Source organism: Curtobacterium sp. MCLR17_031 (assembly GCF_003234775.2).
GTDB lineage: Bacteria > Actinomycetota > Actinomycetes > Actinomycetales > Microbacteriaceae > Curtobacterium > Curtobacterium flaccumfaciens.
Window position 1 is genome coordinate 1554153 of sequence record NZ_CP126270.1, and the last position, 25136, is coordinate 1579288.

Genomic DNA, 25136 nt, shown 5'->3' on the forward strand with positions numbered 1-25136 from the left:
GCCTGCCTGCGGCGTGTCCTGCTCGCTCGGCGGAGCGCCCCGCGCGTGTCGCGACCCGGTGCCGGTCTGGAGGCGCGGTGCGGGCCCGCCCCGCGCCTCCCGTCCGCCGTGCCCGGGCGCTTGCGCCGAAGGGTCACGAACTGTCGGCTGCGGCGCCGCCAAGCGACGCTTTCTGTGCCCGTGGCGGCATGCGCACGGCGTGTCCTGCTCACTCGGCGGTGTGTCCCGCGTGCCCAGTCCGCGGTGCCCGGGCGCTTGCGCCGAGGGGTCAGGAACTGTCGGCTGCGGCGCCGCCAAGCGACGCTTTCTGTGCCCGTGGCGGCATGCGCACGGCGTGTCCTGCTCCCTCGGCGGGGGCCCCGCGCGTGTCGTGACGCGGTGCCGGTCTGGAAGCGCGCTGCGGCCCCGCCCCGAGCCTCCTGCCCGGCACGCCCGGGCGCTTGCGCCGAGGGGGCAGGAACTGTCGGCAGGGGCACCATCAGGCGACGCATTCCGCGCCCGCGGCGGAGCGCGCGCGGCGTGTCCTGCCCCCTCGGCGGGGCGCCCCGCGCGTGTCGCGGCCCGGTGCCGGTCTGGAGGCGCGGTGCGGCCCCGCCCCGTGCCTCCAGTCCGCCCCGACGCGCGCGGGAATGTGGGCGGCCGCGGTTAGGCTGTTCCCACCCCGCAGCACACCGTACGAACCGGAGGTTCCGTGTCGGATTCCGACTCCTTCGTCCACCTGCACGTGCACAGCGAGTACTCGATGCTCGACGGTGCCGCCAGGCTCTCCGACCTCGTGGCGGAGACCGCCGCGCAGGGGATGCCCGCCGTGGCGGTGACCGACCACGGCAACATGTTCGGCGCCTTCGAGTTCTGGAAGGCCGCCAAGGCCGGTGGCGTCAAACCGATCATCGGGACCGAGGCGTACATCACGCCCCGCACGCACCGCTCGGACAAGACCCGTGTGCGCTGGGGTGACGGCGGGGGCGACGACGTGTCCGGCGCCGGCTCGTACACGCACATGACGATGTTCGCCGAGAACACGACGGGCATGCACAACCTGTTCCGGCTGTCGTCCAAGGCGTCGCTCGAGGGCTACTACTTCAAGCCCCGCATGGACATCGAGCTCCTGCAGGAGTACCACGAGGGCATCATCGCCACCACGGGCTGCCCCTCGGGGGAGATCCAGACGCGCCTGCGTCTCGGCCAGTACGACGAAGCGGTGCAGGCCGCCGCCGACTACCGCGACATCTTCGGCAAGGAGAACTACTTCGCCGAGGTCATGGACCACGGCCTCGAGATCGAACGCCGGATCATGAGCGACCTGATCCGCCTGGCGAAGGACCTCGACATCCCGCTGGTCGGCACCAACGACCTGCACTACACGCACGCCCACGACGCCAAGTCCCACGCGGCACTGCTCTGCGTGCAGTCCGGTTCGACGCTGAACGACCCGAACCGCTTCAAGTTCGACGCGGACGAGTTCTACCTGAAGACCCCGGCGCAGATGCGGCACGTCTTCCGCGACAACCTCGAGGCCTGCGACAACACGCTGCTCATCGCGGAACGCTGCAACGTCGAGTTCGACACCTCGGCCAACTACATGCCGAAGTTCCCGGTGCCCGAGGGCGAGACCGAGCACTCCTGGTTCGAGAAAGAGGTCGCGAAGGGGCTGGACTACCGGTACCCGGACGGAATCTCGAAAGAGGTGCAGGACCGCGCCGACTACGAGGTCGGCATCATCAACCAGATGGGGTTCCCGGGCTACTTCCTGGTGGTCGCGGACTTCATCAACTGGTCCAAGAACAACGGCATCCGCGTCGGTCCGGGTCGTGGCTCCGGCGCCGGCTCGATGGTGGCGTACGCGATGCGCATCACCGACCTCGACCCGATCCGGCACGGCCTGATCTTCGAGCGGTTCCTCAACCCGGACCGCGTCTCGATGCCCGACTTCGACGTCGACTTCGACGACCGGCGCCGCGGTGAGGCGATCAAGTACGTCACCGAGAAGTACGGGTCGGAGCGCGTCGCGCAGATCGTCACGTACGGCACGATCAAGGCGAAGCAGGCGCTCAAGGACTCCTCGCGCGTCCTCGGGTTCCCGTTCGGCATGGGCGAGAAGCTCACCAAGGCCATGCCGCCGCCCGTGATGGGCAAGGACATCCCGCTCACCGGGATCTTCGACAAGGACCACCCGCGCTACAAGGAAGCCGTCGATGTCCGCACCGTGGTCGAGACCGACCCCGAGGCGAAGACCGTCTTCGACACCGCACTCGGGCTCGAGGGGCTGAAGCGTCAGTGGGGCGTGCACGCTGCCGGCGTCATCATGTCGAGCGACCCGCTCATCGACATCATCCCGATCATGAAGCGGGAGCAGGACGGCCAGATCGTCACGCAGTTCGACTACCCGGCAGCGGAGTCGCTCGGCCTGATCAAGATGGACTTCCTGGGGCTCCGCAACCTCACGATCATCAGTGACGCCCTCGACAACATCAAGACGAACCGGGGGACCGAGCTCGACCTCGAGAACATGGGGCTCGAGGACCCCGAGGCGTACGCGCTCCTGCAGCGCGGTGACACCCTCGGCGTCTTCCAGCTCGACGGCGGGCCCATGCGTGGCCTGCTGCGGCTGATGAAGCCCGACAACTTCGAGGACATCTCCGCGCTCATCGCCCTGTACCGTCCGGGGCCCATGGGTGCGAACTCGCACACGAACTACGCGCTCCGCAAGAACGGTGAGCAGCCGATCACGCCGATCCACCCGGAGCTCGAAGAGCCACTCAAGGACATCATCGGCACGACCTACGGCCTGATCATCTACCAGGAGCAGGTCATGGCCATCGCGCAGAAGGTCGCCGGGTTCTCCCTCGGCCAGGCGGACATCCTCCGCCGCGCGATGGGCAAGAAGAAGAAGTCCGAGCTCGACAAGCAGTACGCGGGCTTCCAGCAGGGCATGAAGGACAACGGGTACTCCGACGCGGCGATCAAGACGCTGTGGGACATCCTGCTGCCCTTCTCCGACTACGCGTTCAACAAGGCGCACTCGGCGGCCTACGGTGTGGTGTCCTTCTGGACCGCGTACCTCAAGGCGCACTACCCGGCCGAGTACATGGCGGCGCTGCTGACGAGCGTCGGCGACGCCCGCGACAAGCTCGCCCTCTACCTGAACGAGTGCCGCCGGATGGGCATCAAGGTGATGCCGCCGGACGTCAACGAGTCGATCGGCTTCTTCGCCGCAGTCGGCGACGACATCCGCTTCGGCATGGGCGCCATCCGCAACGTCGGGTTCAACGTCGTCGACGACATCGTCACGGCGCGGACCGAGAAGGGCGCGTTCGAGTCGTTCCACGACTTCCTGCGCAAGATCCCGATCTCGTCGGCGAACAAGCGCACGGTCGAGTCGCTCATCAAGGCCGGTGCCTTCGACGAGTTCGGCGACACCCGCCGAGCCCTGGTGGAGATCCACGAGGGCGCGGTCGAGGGCGCGGTGAAGGTCAAGCGCGACGAGGCCCACGGCAACGTCGGGTTCGACTTCGACTCGCTCTTCGCCGAGGCAGCCGAGGACGCCCCGAGCGCCGCGGTGTCCCAGGTGCCGGACCGTCCGGAGTGGTCCAAGCGCGACAAGCTCGCGTTCGAGCGGGACATGCTCGGGCTCTACGTGTCCGACCACCCGCTCGCGGGGCTCGAGATCGAGCTCGCGAAGCACCAGTCGATCACCATCGCCGACCTGCTCACCGCCGACGACTCGATCGAGGGCGAGACGGTCACCGTCGCCGGCCTGCTGACGAGCGTGCAGCACCGGGTGGCGAAGACGAGCGGCAACCCGTACGGCATCGTCGACATCGAGGACTTCGGCGGCCAGATCGGCGTGATGTTCCTGGGCAAGACGTACCAGGAGTTCGGCCCGTCCCTGGTGCCCGACTCGATCGTCGTCCTGCGCGGCCGCGTCAACGTCCGCGACGATGGCAAGGCCCTGCACGCGGTGAGCATGTTCCAGCCGAACGTCGGCGACGCGATGGGCTCCGGCCCGCTCACCCTGTCGCTGCCGGAACGCCAGGCCACGACGACCACGGTGACGGAGCTCGCCGCCGTGCTCGGCCGCCACCAGGGTGACACCGAGGTCCGGTTGAAGCTGCTCAAGGACGACGTCGCGCGCACCTTCGAGCTGCCGTTCCCGGTGAACCTGACCCCTGACCTGTTCGGCGAGCTGAAGAGCCTGCTCGGACCCCGCTGCCTGGTGTAGGAGCACCGACCATGGCCGGTCACCGGATCTTCGGGACGCCCGTCGCGGACGCCTACGGGCACTACCTGGCGAAGGTGGAGCGGAAGGGCCACACGAAGGCGGAGCTCGACACCGTCATCGAGTGGTTGACCGGCTTCGACGACCGGGCGCTCGCGCAGCACCTGGCCGACCGGACCACGTTCCAGGACTTCTTCGCCGGCGCGTACCTCAACCCGAACGCCCCGCTCATCACCGGGGTGATCTGCGGGGTGCGGATCGAGGAGCTCGACGACCCGCTCATGCGGCAGATCCGGTACCTCGACAAGCTCGTCGACGAGGTCGCCAAGGGCCGGCCGATGGTGAAGATCCTGCGGACCGCGTGACCGACACGCGGCCGGCGCTCCCGGACCCCGGAGTGCTCGCCGCGTTCGGTGCGGGAGCAGCCGCACCGGTGCCCCTCGTGGGCGGCCGCGGCCGCTCCTGGCGGGTGGGCGGCATCGTCCTCCGGCCCCACGACGGTGCGCTCGTGACCGACTGGCGCGCTGCGCTGCTGGCGGACCTGGGCCACACGTCGGCGTTCCGGACTCCGAGACCGGTGCCCACTCGCGCCGGTGCCTGGCGGTGCGGGGAGTGGGAGGCGTGGGAGTTCGTCGCCGGGACAGCTGACGAGACCCGTGTCGACGACGTCATCCGAGCGGGTCGGGCCTTCCACCGCGCAGTTGCCGGCGTCGGGTGCCCCGCGTTCCTCCGGACGGCCGACCCCGAGACCGACGACCCGTGGCGTCGCGCCGACCGCATGGCCTGGGGCGAGGCACCACTGCCGACCGACCCGACCCTCGATCGCCTGGCCGCGGCGCTCCGTCCCGTCCACGCGCCGGCGCAGTTGGTCCACGGGGACCTGCTCGGCAACGTCCTGTTCGCGGAGGGACTCGCGCCCGGGATCATCGATTGGCCTCCCTACTGGCGTCCGGCCGGTACGGGAGCCGCGATCGCCGCGGTCGACGCGGTCTGCTGGCACGGCGTGTCCGTCGACCGCCTCGACGATCTCGGCGAGGGCGAACACCAGTGGCGGCAGCTGCTCCTGCGCGCCCTCGTGTTCCGGATCGCCACGCTGCACCTGCTCGGTGCGTTCGACGTGGCCAGCATCGCGCGACACCGCGCGGTCGTCGACGCACTCGCGTGACGGACGGGAGGCCCGTGGCGGCGCCGCCACGGGCCTCCCGTCCGCTCGTCGGTCGTCGCTCAGGCGCCGCGGCCGGCGATCGCGCGGAGGCGGGCGACGATGCGCGGGTTGCGCGCACCGAACGTGAGCGCGGCGAGGCGTCGGACCGACACCGTCGCGCGGTGCACCAGGAGGCCGGTCGCTTCGGCGATGTCCGAAACCGCGTGCCAGCGAGCACGCAGGGACGCCGGGTCGATCTCGTTCGCGGCGGCTGTGCGGACGAGCCGGACGAGGTCGTCCCCGTCACGCCAGCTCGTGCTCTGGTTCTCGAAGCGGCGCAGGATGCGGTCGATCGCCGACGCACGGTGGTTCGCGACCGCGTGTGACCACCGGACGTCCTGCGACACGGGGTCGACGAGGATCCAGCGGGGAGCGTTGGCGTTGAGCGCGGAGAGCTGCGCGAACGTGGTCAGGGCACCGAGCGCGACCGCGACGTCGAAGATCTGCCGTGGCCGACCGCCGACGGCGATCGCAGCGCCCGGGAACGCCTCACGGGCGTCCCGGATCTGCGACTTCGCGACGATGATCGTGACGACGACGTCATCCGGCGCTGCAGCGAGGGTGCTGCGGGTCCGGGCGATGACCTCGTCCGTCAGGTCGGCCGGGAGGTGCAGCGCCACGCGGACGACGTCGTCGTCAGGCAGGAACGCATCGGCGAACACGTCGACGGCGTCACGGTACCGGGCGAGGAAGAGCGCGATCGCGCCGCCGTAGAACGGGTAGCGCTCGAGCAGGATCCGCTCGTGCTCGAGTCGGAGCGAGGGACCGCGATCCCCGCTGAAGCTCGTCGAGCCCGTGTGCAGGACCAACGCGCGGTTCGCCAACACCGAGGTGAAGCCGTGCTCGTTGATCCGCAGGCAGAAGTCGTTCTCCTCGCCGTAGCCGGGGGAGAAGACGTCGTCGAACAACCCGAAGCGGTCGACCATCTCGCGCCGGATGAGGAAGCAGAAGCCCATCGCCACGGGGGAGACCGTGTGCCGCGGGAGCAGGTACTTCGTCCGGCCGTGCAGCTCGCGGGTGCGGCGCGGTGCGAGGCTCGCCCGCGGGTTCCGCCGCGCGTAGGGGAAGGACGCGATCGTGGCGTTGTCGCTCCTCGCGCACACGACGCCGATCGAGTCGTCCGAGGCCAGGACCGCGGTCATCTCGTCCAGGAACCCCGGCATCGGGACGGTGTCGCTGTTGAGGAGCAGGACGTCGTTGCCCGTGCGGTCGAGGTCGAGGACCGCTCGGTTGCAGTTGCCGACGAAGCCGAGGTTGCGGCTGTTGCGGGTGTACTCGAACCCCTCGTGGTCACCGACGAGCTCGAGCACACGGGCCTCGATCGCGTCGACGCGGGGGCCCACGTCGTTCGCCAGGAGCACGCGGTCGACGGAGAAGTCCACCGTCTCGAGCAGTGCCTCGATGCAGCGCTCGAGACCGGGGAGGTCGTCGTAGATCGGGACGACGATCGTGACCGGACGACGGTCGCGCGTCATCGCCGAGCCAGCTTCCGGACGACGACGCCTGGCCGGGCGAGGAGTCGGCCGACGGCCCCCGAGCGGGATCGCACGCGGCTCGCGAGGAGTCCGACGGCGGCTCTGGCGCTCGTCGCACCGAGCGAGGCGTACGCGCCGGGCAGCTCGAACCAGTAGCGCGCCGCCTGGGGGAGCCGGTAGCCCTCGGTGCCGACCAGCGCGACCAACCGTGCGATGGCCGCCGCGTTGTCGTGGCCCGCACCCGTGACGGTGGCGAGGCGTTCCGGTGCAGCCGCACCGTGCCTCCTGGCCGTGTCCGGGTCGGCCGCGTACGCCGCGAGGGCGTCAGCGAGGGCGTTCGTGTCGTCGGCATCGACCAACGCGCCGGTCACACCGGGCTCCACGAGTTCCGCGCTGCCGCCCTGGCGCGTGGCGACGACGGCCCTGCCGAGCGCCATGTACTCGGCGGTGGTGCGACCGAAGGCCTCGATGGTGGACGGTGTGACGCAGACGTCGGCCGCGTGGATGAAGGGCGCGGGCGTGTGCTGCTCGCCGGCGAAGACGACGTGCGAGGCGACACCGAGCGCGCGGGCGCGGTCGGTGAGCCGCTGGTCCTCACCCGGGTGCTTCCAGCTCCCGACGAAACAGACGCTCGCGGTCACGCCTCGTCGGCGCAGCGCGCCGAGCGCGTCGACGACGCGGTGTTGCCCCTTGGACTCCTCGACGCGGCCGAGGACCGTGATCCGGAGGCCGGGTTCTGCCTGCGGGAAAGGGGCGACGGCAGGCGTGTCGTCCTTCGTCGCCAGGAGTCGGCTCGTGTCGACCGTCGGGTAGGCGACGGAGAGCTTGTCGGCGGGGATGTACTGGGCGAGGTGGTCGCGCATCGCCTCGGAGTTGGTGACGACGGCCCCGGACAGCAGGCCGATGTCGCCGAGGACGCCCGCACGGCCCGTCTGGAACTGCAGACCGTGGTCGAGGTCGCCGTACTCACGGACGAACCACGCCTGCGGGATCCCGAGGACCGCGGCGGCGAACGACGCCCACGGGGCGACGAGTGTGTTGGTGACGACGAGGTCCGGGCGCTCCCGCTCGTACTTCCGGATGATCGCGTTGACGGCGGCGTAGTCGACGGTCGCGAAGGCGGCGCGTTCGGCAGCCGGTGCGGGCTGTGGACTCGGCAGGGCCCAGCCGCGGAACCGCAGCGCGTCGTACGACCAGCCACGCTCGTCGAGGGCATCGATGAACTTGCCGCGCGGGGCCTTGGTGATGAAGGTCGGCGTCATGGCCGGGTCCTGCGCCTGCCAGTCCTCCACGAAGCGGATGAGTGACCGTTCCGCCCCGCCGAGGTTCACCGGCGCGGTGGAGTGGTTGGCGAAGCTGACGATCACCCACCAACCCTACTCAGGTTTCACCAGGTGTTCGTCTCCGCGGCACCCGCAGCGGACATGCGTCACCGAGTCGAACTTGGCAAGTGCAACCTTTGTGCGAGAATGTCTCGTCCCCGAATCCCTGTGAGGAGCGCTGCGTTGCGCCCCGGAGGAGCCTGCACCCGAAGCATGACGTACCTGAACGAGCTCATGTCGTCGCGGGAACTCCTGGCGAACCTCACCGCCCGCGAGGTCAAGGGCAAGTACCGCCGCACGGTCTTCGGGCAACTGTGGTCCCTGATCAACCCGCTCGCGACGATGCTGATCTACACGATCGTGTACTCGTTCATCTTCCGGGCGCGACTCGAGGTCGGCGACCCCAGCGGGCTCAACATCTACCCGCTCTGGCTCATGTGCGGGCTGCTGCCGTGGATCTTCGCGCGCAACGTCATCAACTCCGGCATGACGTCGATCGTCGCCAACGGCTCGCTGATCAAGAAGGTGTACTTCCCGCGGATGACGCTGCCGCTCGCGGCCGTCGGGTCCTTCGGGTTCACGTGGCTGGTGGAGATGGGGGTGCTGCTCGTCGCGCTCGCGATCGCCGGGTCGAACTTCTGGCTCTACCTGCCGCTGATCGCCCTGACGATGGTGTTCCTCGCCATGTTCTCCGCCGGCCTCGGGCTGATCCTGTCGATCATCAACGTGCACTTCCGCGACATGCAGCACCTGGTCGGCATCGCACTGCAGATGTGGATGTACCTGTCGCCGATCATCTACCCGCTGTCGCTGGTCGAGGACGCGGCGGACAAGGCCGGGCACCCGTGGATCATCCACGTGTACAAGCTGAACCCGATCGAGCGGTTCTCCGAGGTCTTCCGGAACCTCATGTACGACAACCGCCTCCCGAACTGGACCGACCTGGTCGCGTGTGCCATCGCCGGGTGCGCCTCGCTCGCGATCGGCTACGTCGTGTTCTCCCGCAACGAGAAGAAGCTGGCTGAACTCCTGTGAACGACTCCGCCGTCTCCGTCGAACACGTCTCCAAGCGCTTCCGCATGTACCACGAGCGCAACGACTCGCTGAAGAGCATGGTCATGCGCGGGAAGAAGTCCGTGCACGAGGACTTCTGGGCGCTGAAGGACGTGTCGTTCGAGGTCCCGCATGGATCGACCTTCGGCCTCATCGGCAAGAACGGGTCCGGCAAGTCGACGCTGTTGAAGTGCCTCGCCAAGATCCTCTGGCCCGAAGAGGGCTCGATCACCGCGCGTGGCAAGCAGGCGTCGCTGCTCGAGGTCGGCTCTGGGTTCCACCCGGAGCTCTCCGGTCGCGAGAACGTGTTCCTGAACGGCTCGATCCTCGGGATGAGCCGCAAGGAAGTGGCGCGGAAGTTCGACGACATCGTGTCGTTCTCCGGTGTGGGCAACTTCATCGATCAGCCGGTGAAGAACTACTCGTCCGGCATGTACGTGCGACTCGGGTTCTCCGTCGCCGTTGCGGTCACGCCGGACATCCTGGTCGTGGACGAAGTGCTGGCCGTCGGCGACGCGACGTTCCGCAAGCGCTGCCAGACGAAGTTCAAGGAGATGAAGGAGGAGGGCCGCACGGTCATCCTCGTCTCGCACTCCATGGGGACCGTCAAGGACATGTGCGACCAGGTCGCCTGGCTCAACGAGGGCGAGCTGAAGATGATCGGCCCGACCAAGAAGGTCGTGTCGGCGTACGAGGCGACCGTCTGAGCGTGCTCCTGCGCTACACCTAGGCTGGAACCGTGCAAACGGATGTTGAGGAGCTGTCGGCCTACTCGGACGACCGCGGGAACCGTATCGAGTACGTCGGCCCGAAACGGGGGAACGTCAAGATCACGTTCCGCGGGTCGAACAACGTCGTGCGGGTCCACCAACGTGCGCGTCTCGGGCGGATCGTGGTGAGCATGGACTGCGACAACGGTCTGCTCGACATCGCGGAGAACCACGGTGCGCCGGCGTTCGTCGCGAACATCAGGATCGGGCAGGACTCGTCCGTGCTCGTCGGCGCCAACGCATCCACCACCGCCAACTGCGTGATCTCGGCGACGGAGGGGACGACCGTGCGGATCGGCGACGACGTGATGATCGCTTCGCACGTCCAGATCCGGGCGGACGACGCGCACCCGATCTTCGACGTCCGCACCGGAGCGCGGGTCAACGTGTCGAGGTCGATCGACATCGGTGACCACGTCTGGCTCGCACTCGGCGTCACGGTCCTCGGCGGTACCACCGTCGGGCGCGGCTCCGTGATCGGGACCGGGTCGATCGTGACGGGCCGGGTCCCCAACAACTGCATCGCCGTCGGGACGCCGGCACGGGTCGTGCGGCGCGACGTCGCCTGGGAGCGGCCGCACCTCTCGCTGAAGGAGCCCTTCTACAAGCCGGACGCGTCGACGGTCGAGCGTTCGCCGTTCTGGGAGCTCACCGAAGCCGACGACTGATCCTCGGCGGGCAGCTCGGGCTCGGGCTCGGCTGGTCGTGGCGCGCCCGTCAACCACTCCATCATCTGGATGACGCGTTCCGAATTGCGCCCGTCCCGCGTGACGAAGGTCCGTCGCGCCCGTTCCCGGAACGTTTCCGACGGGCGGAACCCGGCCTCTGCGATCCGTTCGACAGCGCCTTCCACTTCCCGGACGGACCCGGTGACCTCGCCGAACCCGGCTTCGTCGTAGTCGAAGTACCCGCGACGACCACTGTGCGAGCCGCCGAAGAACTCGCGGAGGTCGAAGTGGAAGTACACCACCGGGACGTCGATGAAGGCGGCGTCGAAGGCCAGCGACGAGAAGTCGGTCACGAACGCGGCACTCCGCGCGAGGACGTCCTGCACACCGTCGACGGCGAAGTCGAGGATCTCCACGTCGTCGGGCAGGTGGAAGTCGGTCAGGTACGGACGGAGGAGCGGGTGCGGCATGAGCGCGAGGCGCTTCCCGGTCCGCTTCGCGAGTGCGCGGAGCTCCGGCGACGACATGAGCGCCGTGTACTCCTTGGCGAAACGGCTCTCCATGAACCGGTCGTCACGCTCCCACGCTCCGGATCCTGCGACCTGCGCCCCGACGAGGTAGTGACGCCAGGTGGGCATGACGAGGATGAGGTCGCGCTCGGTTTCCTGCTTCGCCCGGCTCTTCTCGAGGAGCGCGTCGAAGCGGGGCAGCCCGGTCAGGACGACCTCGTGCTGGGAGAAGATCCACTGCCCGTGGCCCGCGATCGCGTCCCGCTCCTGCGGGGTCGAGACCACGAACAGGTCGGGTCGCTTCGAGTTGAGCCACCGCGACAGGTCGTAGTTGATCACGCCGTGCTGCAGGAAGGTGAAGTGGAACCGCGGCTGCCCGAACTTCGACGCGGGCAGGGGCTTGGTGACGAAGTCCGCGATGTGCGACGACGCGACGTGCTCGGCGTGGAGCATCAGTTGCACCCACTCGAGCGACCGGAATGCGATCATCCGGAACCCGTCGCGCTGCAGGCGGTCCCAGTCCTTGGAATCGCGGTTGAGCACGAAGTAGGCGTTGATGTCCGGACGGTGCCGTCGAACGTACCGGTAGGCGTGTTCCGCGTTGTCGTTCGCGTCCGTGTCCCGATCGATGAACACCCACGCGCCCTGGAACCGTTCGCGTGCGCGTCGCGTGCGGGCCAGCGTCGGTGCCAGGGCGTTCCGGAGTGCGGTCTTCTGCAGGGAGTTCCGGGTCTTGATCGCACGCTCGCGCACCGCTCGCCAGACGTGCTGCTTGTTGGTCAGCTCCACCTCGTTGGGATCGACCACGCGTCGGCGCTGCGCCAGGATCTGCGGTTCGAGCTGGCGGCGGGTCAGGGTTGCGTAGTGGTTCGGCACTTCACCCCGGGCGAAGACGACCTGCTGTCCGTCCACGTGCATCTCGGTGACGTGGCCGCGGGGGATCCAGATCACGCGCCGGCGAACCAGCGGCCGACCGTAGAAGACGAAGTCCTGGACGGTCTCGAACTCGGGTACGACCTCGTGTCCGTCGACAGCGATCTGTTCCGCCGGGATCTCGCCGGTGAACCAGTACTGGAGCTGCACGAGTTGGTGGGCCTCATCGACCTGAGCGAGGTTGACGGTGTTCGGGCGGTCCGGTTCGTCCCGGTACCCGACGAGCATCGCCCGCCGCACCGCGAACTCCACGGGCAGCAGGTCGAAGGAGCGCACCGCTTCCGGACCGACCCGCTGCAGGACCGCAGCCGCCAGCTCGTGGAACTCGTCGAACGCATCAGCGGGGGCGAGGGCCGAGGGCGACCGGATCGCACGCTCGCGCCGGAAGTACCCGACGAGGTCGTAGAGGACGGTGTTCGCCACCCAACGATCGATGCGTCCGGTCGCCGACGCCTCGTCGAGGAGCCCGAGGTGACCGTGACGGAGCACGTCGGTGTACTTCCGTCGGTCCTCGTGGCTGGTCTGCATGGTGGAGCTGCCATCGCCGCGCTGACGGTAGCGGTACTTGGCCGAGGCCATCAGACCGATCCGGTGCAGTCCGTTGCGGAGCAGGTAGCGCGCGACGAAGTGGGCGTCCTCGAACGTGGGTCGGACAAGACCGTCGAACCGGAGACCCGCCGCCTCGACGAGGTCACGACGCATGAACGCCGCGTTCACGCCGGTCTGCACGATGGGGTCCAACCGCATGTCGACGATGCGCGATCCCTTCTCGAAGCGCTTGCGGGACGGGTGCCCGTCCGTCACGCCGCCGTCGTCGTCCAGGAGGAGCTGATGGGCCGCGAGGAGCGCGACATCGTCCGACGCGTGCAACTCGATGAACTTCGCGACCTCTTCGAAGTACCGTTCCTCCAGCTCGTCGTCGGCGTCGACGAAGGTGACCCACTGCCCGGTGGCACGGGTCAATCCGGTGTTCCGTGCGTCGGCGATCCAGGCGTTGTCCTGGTGGATCACGGTCACGTCGGCTCCAGCGGACCTGGCCCAGTCGTCGAGGAGCGACCCCGTCGAGTCGGTCGACCCGTCATCGACGAACACGAACTGCACACGGTCGTGGTCGAACGTCTGCCGTTCGAACGACCGCAGGAGCGTCGGGAGGTACCGTTCCACGTCGAGCGCCGCCACGACGACGGAGATGAGTGGTGTGGTCCGGATCGCTGAGTCCATCGGTCGATCGGCTCCCTGTCGTCGTGATGCACGTGCTGCGATAGTTTAGGGCTGAAGTCGAGGTTGGCTCGTCGCGCACTGCGCAACCCGAACGTGATGAACTCCAGGAGAAGTGCTGTGGGCGGACCCCTTCCTCTGCTGTCGGTCGTCGTGCCGGTCGGCAGCGTCGGCCCGTGGTTCGACGTCGCGCTGGAGGCGCTCCGGTCGCAGACCCACCGTCGGCTCGAGATCATCCTCGTGCTCGACGGGCTCAGCTCCGGGGTGACGGAGTCCGTCCGGTCGCTCTCCACCGAAGACCCGCGCATCGTCGTGCTCGAGATCGGGGAACGTGGCGGAGCCGGCAACGCCAGGAACACCGGGCTGGGCGTCGCGACCGGCGACTTCGTCGCGTTCGCGGACGCCGACGACCTCGTGCCGCCCGCTGCTTACGAACGGCTCCTCGCCGTGTTCACCGAGTCCGGTCCGGAGATCGTCAGCGGGAGGGCTGAGCAGTTCACCGGGGACGGGCGCGAGTCGACCTACTGGACGACGGACGACGCACTCTGGACGACCGGGGGGACCGGCCTCCGACTCTCGGACACGCCGCAGCTGGCCTTCGACCACACACCCTGGAACAAGGTCTTCAACCGCACGTGGTTGCTCGAGTCCGGCGTCGAGTTCCCGACCGGCACCACCTGCGAGGACGTTTCCTGGTGGGCGCGACTCGCGGTGGGAGCGAGGGTCGACGTGCTGCCCGAGGTGGTGTACCGCCACCGGCGACACGACGGGTCGGTGACGTCGGGCATCGGCCGGGGCGACGACCTGGACGACTGGCTCGAACAGACCCGTGCAGCAGTCGAGACGTACGCGGCACACGGGGCGGACGGGGCGACGGAGGCTTTCGGACGGCGGCTGATCCGCCGAGAGGCGTGGACGAGGGTCCGCGGGATCGGCGTGCTCGACCCGGTCGGCGCCCGCCTGCTCGCCGACTTCGTGCGGTGGATCGAAACCTGGGTCGACGAGACGGAGTTCGACGACCTCAGCGCGTACCCCGGCACCGCCTACGCCCTGCTCCGGGCGAAGGAGCCGGGACTCGCGGCCGAGCTCGTCGAGACGTTCGACCGCCCGGCAGAGGACGTCGTCATGCGGTGGCGCGGACTCGCCGCCGAGTGCGAGCGGGCGCTCGGTCCCGACACGGAGCGCGGCGCAGACCTGTGGCGCGAACGCCTGTTCCGGCCGGTCGTCGATGCCGCACAGCGCGGCGATCCGCTCCCTGTCCGTCCAGAGCTCGTCGCGGCGTTCTGGGACGAGTTCGTCGGCCGTGGGCTGGACGAGCACGAACAGGTCGTGCTGTCCGCGTTGCGGGACGGAGCAGTGGACGATGTCGTGTTCCTCCGACGCAACCGTCGCGTCCGTGCGACCGCCGACCGACACCGTGGTGGTCTCCGGATCAGCATGACGGGTCTCGAGCACCCGGCACCGGGGAACGTCGTGCTCGAGCGCGACGGAACCCGGACGGCAGTGCACCGGGGCGTGCTGTCATCGGACACGGTCGTCTCGTCGGCGAGGCCTCGGCCCGGTGACCGGTGGAGCGTCGAGTTCACGCTGCGCGACAGGCGGATCCACCGTGTCGAGGTGGCCGTCGCACAGTCGGCACTGCGCCGCGTCGCCGCCGTGCTCAGGACGAGGAGTCGGCCTTGAGTGCACAGCTCTCCGTCGTCATGCCGGTGCACGACGTCGCGCCGTGGATCGAGGAGCAGCTCGACTGTGTCCTGCGGCAGGATGTCGACCTCGAGGTGATCGTCATCGACGACCGGTCCACCGACGAGACGGTCGCGATCGTGGAGCGGATCGCGTCCCGCGACCCCCGTGTGCGACTGTACCGATCCCGAGCAGCTGGGGGAGGCACCGCCCGCAACCAGGGGATCGACCTCGCGCAGGGCGAGTACGTGGTGTTCGCCGACGGTGATGACCTGATACCTGACGGGGCGTACCGGGCGCTCATCGACGCAGCCGAGCGCAGCGACGCCGTGATCGCGCTCGGACGGCACCTCAAGTTCAGCTCCGGGTCGACCTGGGAGCCCATGTCGAGTTGGTACGACGTCCTGACCGAGTCGGTGACGGACCTCCAGGCCATGCCGAGGCTCTTGGCGAACCGCGCATGCTGGAACCGGGTCTTCCGCACCGACTTCCTGCGCGCGTCGGGCGTCCGGTTCCCGAACGCCCCGCGCTCCAACGACATCGTGCCGATGGTCCGCGCGTTCCTCGCTGCGGACCGTGTCGCGGTGGTGCCGGAGGTCGTCTACCTGTACCGCGAGCGTCCGGGAGCCTCGTCCATGACCGCGAGGGCGTCGGGCATCGACGGCGTGCTGAGCTACTTCGATCAGGAGATCGAGGTGGCATCACTCCTCGCCGATGCCGCACCGGAGGTCCGCCGCGCGCACGCCGAGGTCGTCCTCGACGCCGACGGGTACGTCCACCTCGAACGGTTCCTCCGCGGCCAGCCGGATGCGCACGACCTGCACCGGGTCATCAGGGCGGTGCACGATCTGCTCGCGGTCGTGCCGACCGAAGATCGTCAGGCGCTCCGTGCCGAGCGACGAGCGCTCTGGTTCGCGGTGGCCAACGGAGCGGGGGAGATCGCCGTGCGCCTCGCGTCTGCGCTGCACGACGCGCGCGACGACCGCGACGTGCCGCCGGTGCTGCTCCGCGCCTGGGTGGACGTGATCAACTCGGTCGGTGTGCTCGGAGGGGCAGCCGTCTTCGCACTCGATCGCGGATCCCTCGTCAACGACGGGCCGTTGGTCCTGCTGGCGAACCGCGCGGAGCACACCGACGTGTCGGTGCTCGGATCCGCCGTCACGGACCTGGGCCCGCTGACGGCAGGGGTCCAAGGGAGCTCCGAACTCCTGCGTGCGATGGCGGGCGCCGTCCACGGGCAGGATCCGCTCGCAGTGCAGCTGGTCTCGATGGCGCGGCACCTCGCACCGCTCGTCGTCGACGAGGCGCACCCGGACGCCGGCGGCCTGACCCTGAGCGGATCAGTGGCCGGGCCGGTGCCTGACGGTGTGTCCCTCGACATGGTCCTGACCGCAACCCCGACCGAAAACGCCACTGTGACCGGAGCCGGGGCAGCGGGTACCCAGGCCGTCCTCCGGGTCGATCACCGCTCGTCCCGCTGGTCGCTGCGCCTGGAGAACGGCGACATCGCCACCGGCAGACACCGTGCCGTGGTCCGGATCTCGTTCCGTGGTCTCCGGCTCGACTTCCCGGTCGTGACCGCGAGGATGCCGCTCCCGCCCGTTCCGAGCGGCGTGCAACTGCAGCCCCTCGCCGACCGTGCGGACGGCTGGCGGTTCCTCGTCGACCGTCGGGTGCCGAGCGGGCACTTCGCCCGACGGCTCCTGCGCGCAGCGCGCGCCAGGCTCAGGAACTGAGGCCGGCGAGTTCGTCGGCCGGGTGCCCGGCGGTCAGGGCATCGCCGATGACCATGCGGTCGAGGTCTGCCATGAAGTCCTGGAAGAACGGTCGGCCGAAGTGCCAGGGCGAGATGCCGTAGGGGTGCGCGCCGTCGGAGTGGTACGAACGGTCGCGGTTGTCGATGGTACGGAGGTCGTGGCGGGCGGCGATCGAACGGTAGAGCGAGTCGTACCGGTCGTTCTCCCGCAGCAGCCGCTTGTACAGGTCGTCCCGTTTCTGGTCTCCGCGGTACTTCACGAACTCCAGGTCGCCGGTGCTCGTCCGGTAGTACGAGCTGTACCGGAAGCAGTTCAACACCAGCGTCGTCTCCGGGAGCGCCTGTCTCTGCCATGCCACGAGCTCGTCGACGGCCTGCTCGAGGAGCGGCACGTACTCGGCGCTCGCGTTCGCCATGTGCAGGGTCGTGAACCCCTCACCCGCCGCGAAGAAGTCCGTCTTCCGGAAGCTGTTCGGGTTGTTCGTGATGGTCGCGTCGCCGATCCGCGCGAGCCCGTACCGGACGTCGGAGTAGAGGTCGAACAGCAGGTAGTCGGGCGCGAACGACTCGAGTTCTGCGCGGTCCGACTTGGCGATGTCGCGCGCCATCGTGCGCGCCCCGTGCTCGTTGACCTTGTCACCCGGCTGGATCTGTTGCGCGATCTCCGGAGCGACGGGTGCCGACAGGAAGCTCACGAGACCGGTCTGCCACGCGAGCGGACCGAGGTCGTAGACGTCCTTGTAGTGCGGGTTGTTCCGTGTGATGAACGCTTCTCGCGTGACGCACGAGCCGATGATGGCCACCTTGATCCGTGACACCGAGTTCTCCGTTCGATCGAGCATGAGCCAGCAACAAGGGTTGATTATGCCTCAGGGCGCGTGGCGGTCCGCGTCGGCAGGCCCGCCGTCGTGTGCCGCAGGAGCGCCTCGTACCGGCGGGAGACCGCGAACGGCGCGAGCCGGGCCGTGAACCCGAGTGCGGCGCCGCGTTCCGGCAACGGCTCCGACAGCACCCGGGCGAGCGCGCCGGCATCACCGGGTTCGAACCACCGGACCCAGGCTTCACCGCCGAAGTCGCTCCGGAGGTGCGCTTCGTCGGGCAGCACGACCGGCACGCCGAAGGTCGCGGCGAGGTGGAGGCTGCCGGAGTTCAGGACGCGCCGGTACGGCAGCACCGCGATGTCCGCGGCGTCGAACCAGCGCGTGACCTCGGCGTCGGCCACGTAGTCGTGGTGACGGACGGTGCGGAGCCCTTCGGGCAGGAGCCGATCGATGGTCGCTTCGTCCTCGGCCGACGTCCTCCCGGCGAGCAGGAGGACGAACCGGCCGGCGGCGGACGCCTGCTGCAGAGCCTCGATCAGGACGTCGACTCCCTTGTACGGACGGATCTGTCCGAAGAAGAGCACGGCGACGTCGTCGTCATCGAGTCCGAAACGTGCTCGTGCCTCCGTCCGGGACCCGTTGCCGTCGTAGATGCCGCGGTAGCTCGGGTGGGGGAGGTGTTCGACCGTTCGCCCGGAGAGGTCGTAGAACGGTGCCACCACGTCGCTCGTGCGGGAGTTCATGACGTGCACCGTGTCCGCGGTCGCGGCCAAGTAGCGGTTCAGCGCGATCTCTTGCTCCTCGTGCCGGACGTCGTGCGCGAGCGCGTTGTGGATCGTCCAGACGACTCGCGCGCCGTGTGCCCGCGCTCCGTCGACCGCGGCTCGGAACCGACCGAGTCGGGCAACGGCCTCGGCGGCTTCGTCCGCACGCTGCACGATCGGAGCCGTCCAGTGCACGTGCACGACGTCTCCGGTGCCGAGGGAGCTCAGGTCGTGCTCGAAGCGCTCGAGCCTCGCGGACTCGAGGACGTCCCAGCCCGAGGCGCGGGGAGCCAGGAGCATGAGGTTCAGGTACGGGTTGTCGCGGTAGACGGGGAAGACCGCGAGCCGCGGTGGACGGCCGTCGCGAGGACGCGAGCGCGCTGTTGGAGCCACATGGCGATCCTACGAGGGGTCGCCGGTGCTCCGGTCGATAGCATCGAGGGATGTTCAGAGCTCGATCCAAGATCACCACCGATACATCGCTGACCTTCGCCGTGTCGGGTGACTCGGTCACGGCCCGCCCCGAGTCCTGGCGTGACCAGCTCGGCGATCGCCGTCTTCGGCTGGTCGGTGGCTTCGCCGAGGACGGTGCGACCTCCGAGCGTGCGTTCGGCCAGGTCCGTCGTTCACTGGCTGACGTGCTCGTGGTCATGATCGGCATGAACGACGTCCGGGAGGGCGTGCCCTTCGAGGAGATGACCGCGAACATCGAGAAGATCGTGCGGTTCGCGGAGTGTCAGACACCCCTGATCTGCTTGGTCCCGCCGAACAACCGCACCAACGGCACGGTGAACCAGCGCGCGAACGGGGTCGTGGCGAACCGGCACCTGTTCGACCTCGGATCGCGACGAGGGTGGGTGGTCGCGGATCCGTTCGCCTTCGCCCGAGCCTCCAACAACTCGTGGGGTGGCGGCATGTCCGAGGACGGCGAACACCCCCTCCCGCACGTCTCCGCAGAGGCGGCGGTCCGCATGCGCCTGTTCATCCGGCAGGCAGCGGCGACGATGGGTCTCAACCAGTGAGATGAGGTCGGTCGGCGCTCAGTCCAGCGTCGCGACGATGTACTCGGCCTCGTGCAGGACCGAGCAGAACGCCAGCCCCTCGTGGTCGAGCGCATCGCGCTTCCGGATGACCGCGCCGCACACAGCGCACTTGGTCGTGAAGGTCGACCGCATTGCATCCGAGAGGAGCGACATGCGAGCAGCCTGCTCCGGCAAGGTGAACAGCAGGCCTCGTTTGTCTCGGAACCTGGTGAACGTGCCCGAAGAATCCGCCTCAGAGTCGAAACGCGCTCAGCTCCGCGGGCTCGTGGTGTCCGCTCGCCACGCGCGTCGGGAAGCGCTCACAGCGACCGGACGACCTGCCCCGCCTCCGCCGCAGCCCCGACCACGACGGCGAAGTCCCCGTCCGCGACGGACTGCCCCTCAGCCAGCCACACGACGTTCCGCGCCCCCGGCTGCGGCACGAACGACGAACCACCCGGCCCCGAAGACGGTGCCCCCACGACCAGCACGGTCACCTCGTCCAACCCGCTGGATCCCCGGTACCAGGACGTCGGCATGTCGACCTGCACCACGTGTCCCGCGGCCTCGAGTGCGGTGACCAGTGCGGACACGTCCGCGACGCGCGTGCCGTCGTGCTTGACGGCGACACGGAAGCCTGCAGCCCCCTCCTCCCGGACGACGACCGGTCGCGAGGACCGCACCATCACGCCGTGGCCCTTGGGGAGCCCGGGGTCCACTCCGAGGTAGCGCAGTCCGGCTGCGTCGTACCGGGCGTCGGCGTCGGCGTCGGGGTACCGCCCGCGCCACCGCTCGTCGAAGATGCGGCGGTTGTCGACGCGGGCGTCGTCCCGGCCCGGCGTGCGGCTCTCGTGGTGGACGACGACCGACGACGGGACGACGACGAAGGCGGAGCCCGCCGGTGACGTCGACCGTGCGCGGAGGCACAGGTCCACGTCCTCCAGCCCGTTGGCGTACACGGGGTCGAACCCGTGCCAGCGGATCAGGTCGGCGGCACGGAACGCCGCGGCGGCTGCGGTGATCGCCGAGAACCGCACTGCGCCGGCGGAGCCCGACCCGAACACGCGGTCGGCGTCGTGTCGCGGGTGGTCGCCGAGGAAGTGCCAGGGGAGCACCTTGTCCCCGCCGAAGACCGTGCCGGCGGCCTGCACGACGCCGTCCGGGTACACGAGCAGGGGCTGCGCGCCGAGGACCGACGGGTCGTCCAGCGCGCCGACGAGCGGCCGCAGCCAGCCGGTGGTGACCTCGGTGTCGTTGTTGAGCATGACGACGGTGCCGCCCGAGGACCGGGCGAGTCCGAGGTCGCTGCCCAGGGCGAAGTTCCGGTTCCGGTCCTCGCGCTGCAGGACCACCCGGGGTTCGTCACGGAACCAGGCGCCGAGGATCGCGGAGACCGATCGCGGAGAGCCGTTGTCGACCAGGACGACCTCGACGCGGTCGCCGTCGTGGTCGGCCGCGCCGAGGACGGCATCGACGGCGCGCCGGGTCATCGTCCAGTCGCGGAACACCGGGACGACGACCGAGACGAGTCCGGTGTCGCGCGTCGGTGCTGCGGAGGCCAGGGCGTCCCAGTCGATGCGGTGGCGGGCGAGCGCGACCTCCTGCCACGACGCGGGCTGAGCGGAGGAGACCCGTCGCTGGTCCCGCACGTTGTCGTAGTCGACGCCGATGACGGGCACGTACGCAGGCACCCCGAACCGCTGCCCGATGCGGAGCAGCCACTCCCAGTCGATCCAGCGTCGGAGCGTCTCGTCGAACGGGCCGACCCCTGCGGCGACGTCACGGCGGACCACGAGCGCGTTGAGGTCGATGAAGTTGCCGGCGAGCAGGTCGTCGAGCGTGCCGTCCTCGCCGCGGTACGTCTCGACGGGCGCGGTCCGGTCGTCCGCGTTGTTCGCGCCGACCATCCGCAGACCCGTGTGCACGGCGGGCCCGTCGGTCTCGAGCAGAGCCGCGAGGGCCGCGGTCAGGTGTTCCGGACGCCAGGTGTTGTCGGCGTCGAGGAACGCGACGAAGTCGCCACGCACGGCCGCGAGTCCGGTGTTCCGTGCGGCGCCGGCACCGCCGTTCTCCCGCTCGAGGAGCCGGATGCGCCCGTCTTCGGCAGCGAGCCCGCGCACGACGTCGACGGTGTTGTCGCCGGACCCGTCGTCGACCACGAGGAGTTCCCAGTTCGTGTGCTGCTGCGCTCGCACCGAAGCGATCGCCGCACCGACCACGTCGGCGCGCCGGTACACCGGCATCACGATCGACACGAGCGGTTGCTCCGCGTCGCGCCGCGCGACACCGCGCGGGTACCGGCCGAGGGCCTCGGCGACCTCGGGCCCGTCCCACGTGGACCGGTAGCGTCGCCGGGTGCGGTGCTGCGCACCGGCGAAGGCGCGCGCATCGGCGACGGCTGCGTCGCGTGCGGCGCCCCAGGTGGGAGCGTCGCCACGGCGGCCTGGAGGCACGGGGAGCGTGGTCGCGTCGGTCGCGTTCCGCAGGAAGTGCCGGAGCGCATCGAGCGTGGTCGCCGGGCGGTCGGCTCCCGGCACCGAGGCGGCGTACACGCCTGCGTCGAAGAGCGGCCCGGTCTGGAAGAGCTCGGGGCCCTCCTGGTGCAGGGCGTCGTACCAGGACATCGCGGGGACGGGCTGGTGCTCGCGCATCCACTCGTGCTCGATGAGCGGGTGCAGCGAGAGCCCACGCTGCCCGTCGTTGTGCACGTAGAACGCGACGGCGTCGGCGTCGGTGTCGAACGTCCGTCCGGTCTGTGCCTCGAAGTACGCGCGGTCGAGCACCTCGAACTCGGCGATCCGCCGGGCCCAGCGGTCGAGCCGGTCGGTCACGGTCAGTGGTCGGTCCGGGCCCCGGAAGGGTCGGGCGAGGCGCCGTGCGACGCGGCCGATGCCCTTCGCCTCGGCCATCAGCGGCGCCCCGGCAGTCGTGCGGCGACCTTCGCGATCGCCTGGCCGGTGCGGAAGGACCTGCTCGCGCGCAGGTCGGTGAGCTCCCGGCGCAGGCGCACGACCTCGTCCGCTGCGCTGGCCGCGGCGACGTCGGCGGCCGTGAGGTCGAGGGGGAGCAGCGCCGCCCACCGACGTTCGAGCGCGTCGGCCGTGCCCGCGAGCGGGGCCGTCAGCGCATCCTCGATGCGTGCACGGGCGTCGGTGACCGCGCCCGGTGCGACGACCACGGCGAAGTGGTCCACGACGGCCGCGAGGGCGTCGGCGCCCGTCCGGTGCGCTCGCGACGACCACGGCACCGCGTTCTGCGCGGCCCGCACGACCACCAGGTGGAGCGCCCGCCGGTTGGCCGCGACGACGTCCGCGGGCGCCGGGTCCACGAGCACGGCGACCGTGACGAGGTCGTCCGGGCTGGGGTCTCCGGTGGTGACGGTCCACGCGGCCGGTGCCGGCGTACCGGCGGGGAGCCGGGCCTCCAGGTCGAAGCCGTCCCCGAAGGCCGCGTCGACCTGGCGGACGAGCGTGTCGGCGTCCTCGACGTGCCGCAGGTCCACGGCGAGCCGCGGGCGCTGCCCCGAGGGGACGAGGACGTCGGCGAACCGCTCGGTTGCCGTCATGCCGTGCCGCTGGTACGCGGCCACTGCGTCCGGCAGGAACGGGTAGCGACCCTCGAGCACGCGCTGGTGCGCGGCGCGCAGCGCGCTGCGGTTGCCGGAGAAGCTCTTGCCGCCGGCGTGCAGGACCAGCGCGCGGTTGGCGATCTTGGCGAGCCAGCCGTGGGCGGCGATCCGGAGGCAGTAGTCGTTCTCCTCGCCGTAGCCGGGCGCGAAGGCCTCGTCGAACAGACCGTGCTCGGCGATCAGCTCGCGGCGGGTGAGGAAGCAGAAGCCCATCGCGACGGGCAGGACCTGGGACACCGGGAGGAGTGGTGCGAGCTGGCCCCAGACCCGTCGCGTGCGGTCCTCGGTGCGGGCGGCTCCCCGGTTGGTCAGGCGGTAGGGGATGCTCGCGATCGTCGCGTTGTCACTGCGCGCGGTCACGACACCGGTGCGGTCCTCGTCGAGGACCGCGAGCATCGCGTCGAGGAACCCCGCCGTCGGCACGGCGTCGCTGTTGAGGAGCAGGACGGCTTCGGTGCCGGGCTCGTCGGCGCCACGGTCGAGCTCGTCAACGGCACGGTTGCACGTGCCGACGAACCCGAGGTTGTGGTCGTTCCGCTCGTACCGGAACCCGGGGCGATCGCCGATCCGGTCGAGCAGCGCCCGCTCGATGGTGTCCGCCTCGGGCCCGCAGTCGTTGACGAACAGCGCGCGGTGCCGTTCGGTGTCGAGGTGCTCGAGGAGCCCGTCGACGCACCGCAACAGGGAGTCGAGGTCGCCGTACACGGGCACGACGACGAGGGTGGAGCGGGTCATCGGGTGGACTCCTCAGCTTCGAGTGCACGTGCGAGGGCGTCCACGGCGGTCTCCAGCGGGCCGCCGAGCACCCCCGCGGCCAGGGGCACGTGCCCGGTCGGGCCGTCCGCAGCTGCCTGCCGGACGGCGTCGGCGACGGCCAGGCCGAGGGAACGGGCGTCGGCGGGGACCGCCTCGAGGTTCGGGTGCAGGTGCGCACGGGTGCCCCGGAACTCGTTCGTCACGACGCGTGCGCCGGACACCGCGCCGTCGAACGGCGGGTGGCTCGGGTGCGGGCTGTGCTGGAGCGACAGCACCACGTTCGTCGATGCGATGAACCGGAAGTAGTCGTCCCAGGGCATGGTGCCGTGCGAGACGAGCTTCACGTCGCCTCGGCCCCCGTCGAGCTCGACGTCGCCGTGCTGTTCACCGGCCGAGTGGAACTCGACCCGGATGCCGTCGTCGGCCAGCTCCTGCACCGCGACCCGCAGCGCGGCGACGCCGAGGCGGAACAGGTTCCGGTGCTTGCTCGGACGGCCGTAGAAGAGGACCCGGACCACGTCCTCGTGCTTGCGGGCAGCGGCCACGCGTTCGAGCAGCTCGAGGTCGAGGTGCGGTGCGAAGGTGTGCTCGGAGGGGACGTCGAGGCCCTCGACGTCAGCCAGGTACCGGCGCAGCGGCTCGGAGTTCACGAGCATGCGGAAGCCGGCGCGGTAGGTCGAGGCAGCGACCGCGTACTCGGTCGACCACGGGCTGAAGCCGGGTTCGTAGTCCTGCACCAGGTACACGACGCGGTGTCGGGGGACGACCCCGGCGGTGACGGCGACGTCGATCGGGTGCGCGGTCTTCCAGTGCGTGGCGACCCAGACGTCGTCGCGGCCGAACTCGGTGTCCAGGACGTCCTCGCGTCGGACCACGCGGACCCCGGGACGTCCGTCGACCCGCGACTCCGGGAACCGGTCGGCGACGAGCGCCTCGGCTGCGGCGGCACTGTTGCCGGGTGTCGTCCACCGGACCATGACGACCCGGACCCGCCGGCCGAGCCGGTCACCGAGCGCCAGGGCGACGGCGAGGGCGGTCTGCACCCCGGCGAAGGCGGCACCCTCGCGGAGTTCGTCGACCACGAGCACCACCTCGGGATCGCGGTCCACGGTGCGGATGCCGGCGAGCGACAGGCTCGTCTCCACCAGGCCGTCGAACGGGCGCGCGGCCAGCGGCGCACGATCGCGTTCCCGCCGAGCCACACCGACGTCGACCCGGGACACCGTCCGGCCGAGTCGCTCACGGACGTCGTTGCGGTAGTGGCCGTCGCGTGCGTACCGCTCGTTCACCCGGACGAGGTCGCTCACGAGGCGCCGTGCCTTCTCGAAGTTCATC

The 25136-nt window shown here is 69.9% G+C and carries 18 protein-coding genes; 9 read left to right on the plus strand and 9 right to left on the minus strand.

Annotated elements, in window-relative coordinates; genetic code table 11:
* Positions 1–742: 742 nt before the first annotated feature.
* Genes dnaE through DEI96_RS07465 form a run of 3 tightly spaced genes read left to right on the plus strand, consistent with a single transcriptional unit; the run spans position 743 to position 5384 of the window.
* Positions 743–4222 (plus strand): DNA polymerase III subunit alpha, encoded by a 3480-nt coding sequence (gene dnaE, locus DEI96_RS07455; RefSeq protein WP_435870137.1) that lies wholly within the window; start codon positions 743–745, stop codon positions 4220–4222.
* 11 nt (positions 4223–4233) lie between these two features.
* Positions 4234–4584 (plus strand): DUF2200 domain-containing protein, encoded by a 351-nt coding sequence (locus tag DEI96_RS07460; protein ID WP_111023112.1) that lies wholly within the window; start codon positions 4234–4236, stop codon positions 4582–4584.
* Positions 4581–5384, plus strand: coding sequence for a hypothetical protein (locus DEI96_RS07465; protein ID WP_111023113.1), 804 nt, complete (start codon positions 4581–4583; stop codon positions 5382–5384). The genes DEI96_RS07460 and DEI96_RS07465 overlap by 4 nt, the downstream gene beginning before the upstream one ends.
* 59 nt (positions 5385–5443) lie before the next feature.
* Here DEI96_RS07465 and DEI96_RS07470 read toward each other — a convergent pair whose 3' ends face one another.
* Positions 5444–6898: a glycosyltransferase family 2 protein gene (locus DEI96_RS07470; protein WP_111023114.1), complete on the minus strand. Its 1455-nt coding sequence runs from the start codon at positions 6896–6898 to the stop codon at positions 5444–5446.
* Positions 6895–8265 (minus strand): glycosyltransferase family 4 protein, encoded by a 1371-nt coding sequence (locus tag DEI96_RS07475; protein ID WP_111023115.1) that lies wholly within the window; start codon positions 8263–8265, stop codon positions 6895–6897. The genes DEI96_RS07470 and DEI96_RS07475 overlap by 4 nt, the downstream gene beginning before the upstream one ends.
* 168 nt (positions 8266–8433) lie before the next feature.
* On the opposite strand from DEI96_RS07475, the gene DEI96_RS07480 reads away from it, so the two are divergent.
* The 3 genes from DEI96_RS07480 to DEI96_RS07490 are packed head-to-tail and all read left to right on the plus strand — an operon-like array spanning position 8434 to position 10711.
* Positions 8434–9255: an ABC transporter permease gene (locus DEI96_RS07480; RefSeq protein ID WP_111023116.1), complete on the plus strand. Its 822-nt coding sequence runs from the start codon at positions 8434–8436 to the stop codon at positions 9253–9255.
* Complete coding sequence (locus tag DEI96_RS07485) at positions 9252–9980, plus strand: ABC transporter ATP-binding protein (RefSeq protein WP_258372790.1); 729 nt, start codon at positions 9252–9254, stop codon at positions 9978–9980. Before DEI96_RS07480 ends, DEI96_RS07485 begins: the two co-directional genes overlap by 4 nt.
* Before the next feature lie 32 nt (positions 9981–10012).
* Positions 10013–10711: an acyltransferase gene (locus DEI96_RS07490; RefSeq protein WP_258372791.1), complete on the plus strand. Its 699-nt coding sequence runs from the start codon at positions 10013–10015 to the stop codon at positions 10709–10711.
* On the opposite strand, the gene DEI96_RS07495 is transcribed toward DEI96_RS07490, so the two are convergent.
* Positions 10645–13374, minus strand: coding sequence for a bifunctional glycosyltransferase/CDP-glycerol:glycerophosphate glycerophosphotransferase (locus tag DEI96_RS07495; RefSeq protein ID WP_111023117.1), 2730 nt, complete (start codon positions 13372–13374; stop codon positions 10645–10647). The genes DEI96_RS07490 and DEI96_RS07495 overlap by 67 nt on opposite strands.
* A gap of 63 nt (positions 13375–13437) precedes the next feature.
* On the opposite strand from DEI96_RS07495, the gene DEI96_RS07500 reads away from it, so the two are divergent.
* Together DEI96_RS07500 and DEI96_RS07505 are read left to right on the plus strand one after the other, a co-directional pair.
* Positions 13438–15054, plus strand: a complete 1617-nt coding sequence (locus DEI96_RS07500) for a glycosyltransferase family 2 protein (RefSeq protein ID WP_284183648.1) — start codon at positions 13438–13440, stop codon at positions 15052–15054.
* Entirely contained in the window at positions 15051–16790 is a 1740-nt protein-coding gene (locus DEI96_RS07505) for a glycosyltransferase family 2 protein (RefSeq protein WP_111023119.1), read from the plus strand. The genes DEI96_RS07500 and DEI96_RS07505 overlap by 4 nt, the downstream gene beginning before the upstream one ends.
* Here the strand turns inward: DEI96_RS07505 and DEI96_RS07510 are convergent.
* A complete protein-coding gene (locus DEI96_RS07510; RefSeq protein ID WP_146246898.1) occupies positions 16780–17652 on the minus strand; it encodes a DUF6270 domain-containing protein in 873 nt (290 codons plus the stop codon). The genes DEI96_RS07505 and DEI96_RS07510 overlap by 11 nt on opposite strands.
* A gap of 20 nt (positions 17653–17672) precedes the next feature.
* A complete protein-coding gene (locus tag DEI96_RS07515; RefSeq protein ID WP_111023121.1) occupies positions 17673–18788 on the minus strand; it encodes a glycosyltransferase in 1116 nt (371 codons plus the stop codon).
* A gap of 50 nt (positions 18789–18838) precedes the next feature.
* Between DEI96_RS07515 and DEI96_RS07520 the strand changes: the two genes are divergently transcribed.
* Positions 18839–19417, plus strand: coding sequence for an SGNH/GDSL hydrolase family protein (locus DEI96_RS07520; protein WP_111023122.1), 579 nt, complete (start codon positions 18839–18841; stop codon positions 19415–19417).
* A gap of 18 nt (positions 19418–19435) precedes the next feature.
* Here the strand turns inward: DEI96_RS07520 and DEI96_RS07525 are convergent, their stop codons facing one another.
* The 4 genes from DEI96_RS07525 to DEI96_RS07540 form a co-directional block, all read right to left on the minus strand.
* A complete protein-coding gene (locus DEI96_RS07525; protein ID WP_175529707.1) occupies positions 19436–19591 on the minus strand; it encodes a hypothetical protein in 156 nt (51 codons plus the stop codon).
* A 146-nt stretch (positions 19592–19737) separates the two neighbouring features.
* Positions 19738–22326 carry a glycosyltransferase gene (locus DEI96_RS07530; RefSeq protein ID WP_111023123.1) on the minus strand — a complete coding sequence of 863 codons (2589 nt, stop codon included), beginning with the start codon at positions 22324–22326 and terminating at the stop codon, positions 19738–19740.
* Positions 22326–23780, minus strand: coding sequence for a glycosyltransferase family 2 protein (locus DEI96_RS07535; protein WP_111023124.1), 1455 nt, complete (start codon positions 23778–23780; stop codon positions 22326–22328). Before DEI96_RS07535 ends, DEI96_RS07530 begins: the two co-directional genes overlap by 1 nt.
* Positions 23777–25135: a rhamnosyltransferase WsaF family glycosyltransferase gene (locus tag DEI96_RS07540; RefSeq protein ID WP_111023125.1), complete on the minus strand. Its 1359-nt coding sequence runs from the start codon at positions 25133–25135 to the stop codon at positions 23777–23779. Before DEI96_RS07540 ends, DEI96_RS07535 begins: the two co-directional genes overlap by 4 nt.
* Between the last annotated feature and the right edge of the window lies 1 nt (position 25136).

Bases quoted from the DNA above. Each gene is read 5' to 3' on its own strand.
- dnaE (WP_435870137.1), top strand. From the start codon at position 743: ATGCTCGACGGTGCCGCCAGGCTCTCCGACCTCGTGGCGGAGACCGCC.
- DEI96_RS07460 (WP_111023112.1), top strand. From the start codon at position 4,234: ATGGCCGGTCACCGGATCTTCGGGACGCCCGTCGCGGACGCCTACGGG.
- DEI96_RS07470 (WP_111023114.1), bottom strand. From the start codon at position 6,898: ATGACGCGCGACCGTCGTCCGGTCACGATCGTCGTCCCGATCTACGAC.
- DEI96_RS07480 (WP_111023116.1), top strand. From the start codon at position 8,434: ATGACGTACCTGAACGAGCTCATGTCGTCGCGGGAACTCCTGGCGAAC.
- DEI96_RS07495 (WP_111023117.1), bottom strand. From the start codon at position 13,374: ATGGACTCAGCGATCCGGACCACACCACTCATCTCCGTCGTCGTGGCG.
- DEI96_RS07510 (WP_146246898.1), bottom strand. From the start codon at position 17,652: ATGCTCGATCGAACGGAGAACTCGGTGTCACGGATCAAGGTGGCCATC.
- DEI96_RS07520 (WP_111023122.1), top strand. From the start codon at position 18,839: ATGTTCAGAGCTCGATCCAAGATCACCACCGATACATCGCTGACCTTC.
- DEI96_RS07525 (WP_175529707.1), bottom strand. From the start codon at position 19,591: ATGTCGCTCCTCTCGGATGCAATGCGGTCGACCTTCACGACCAAGTGC.
- DEI96_RS07530 (WP_111023123.1), bottom strand. From the start codon at position 22,326: ATGGCCGAGGCGAAGGGCATCGGCCGCGTCGCACGGCGCCTCGCCCGA.
- DEI96_RS07535 (WP_111023124.1), bottom strand. From the start codon at position 23,780: ATGACCCGCTCCACCCTCGTCGTCGTGCCCGTGTACGGCGACCTCGAC.
- DEI96_RS07540 (WP_111023125.1), bottom strand. From the start codon at position 25,135: ATGAACTTCGAGAAGGCACGGCGCCTCGTGAGCGACCTCGTCCGGGTG.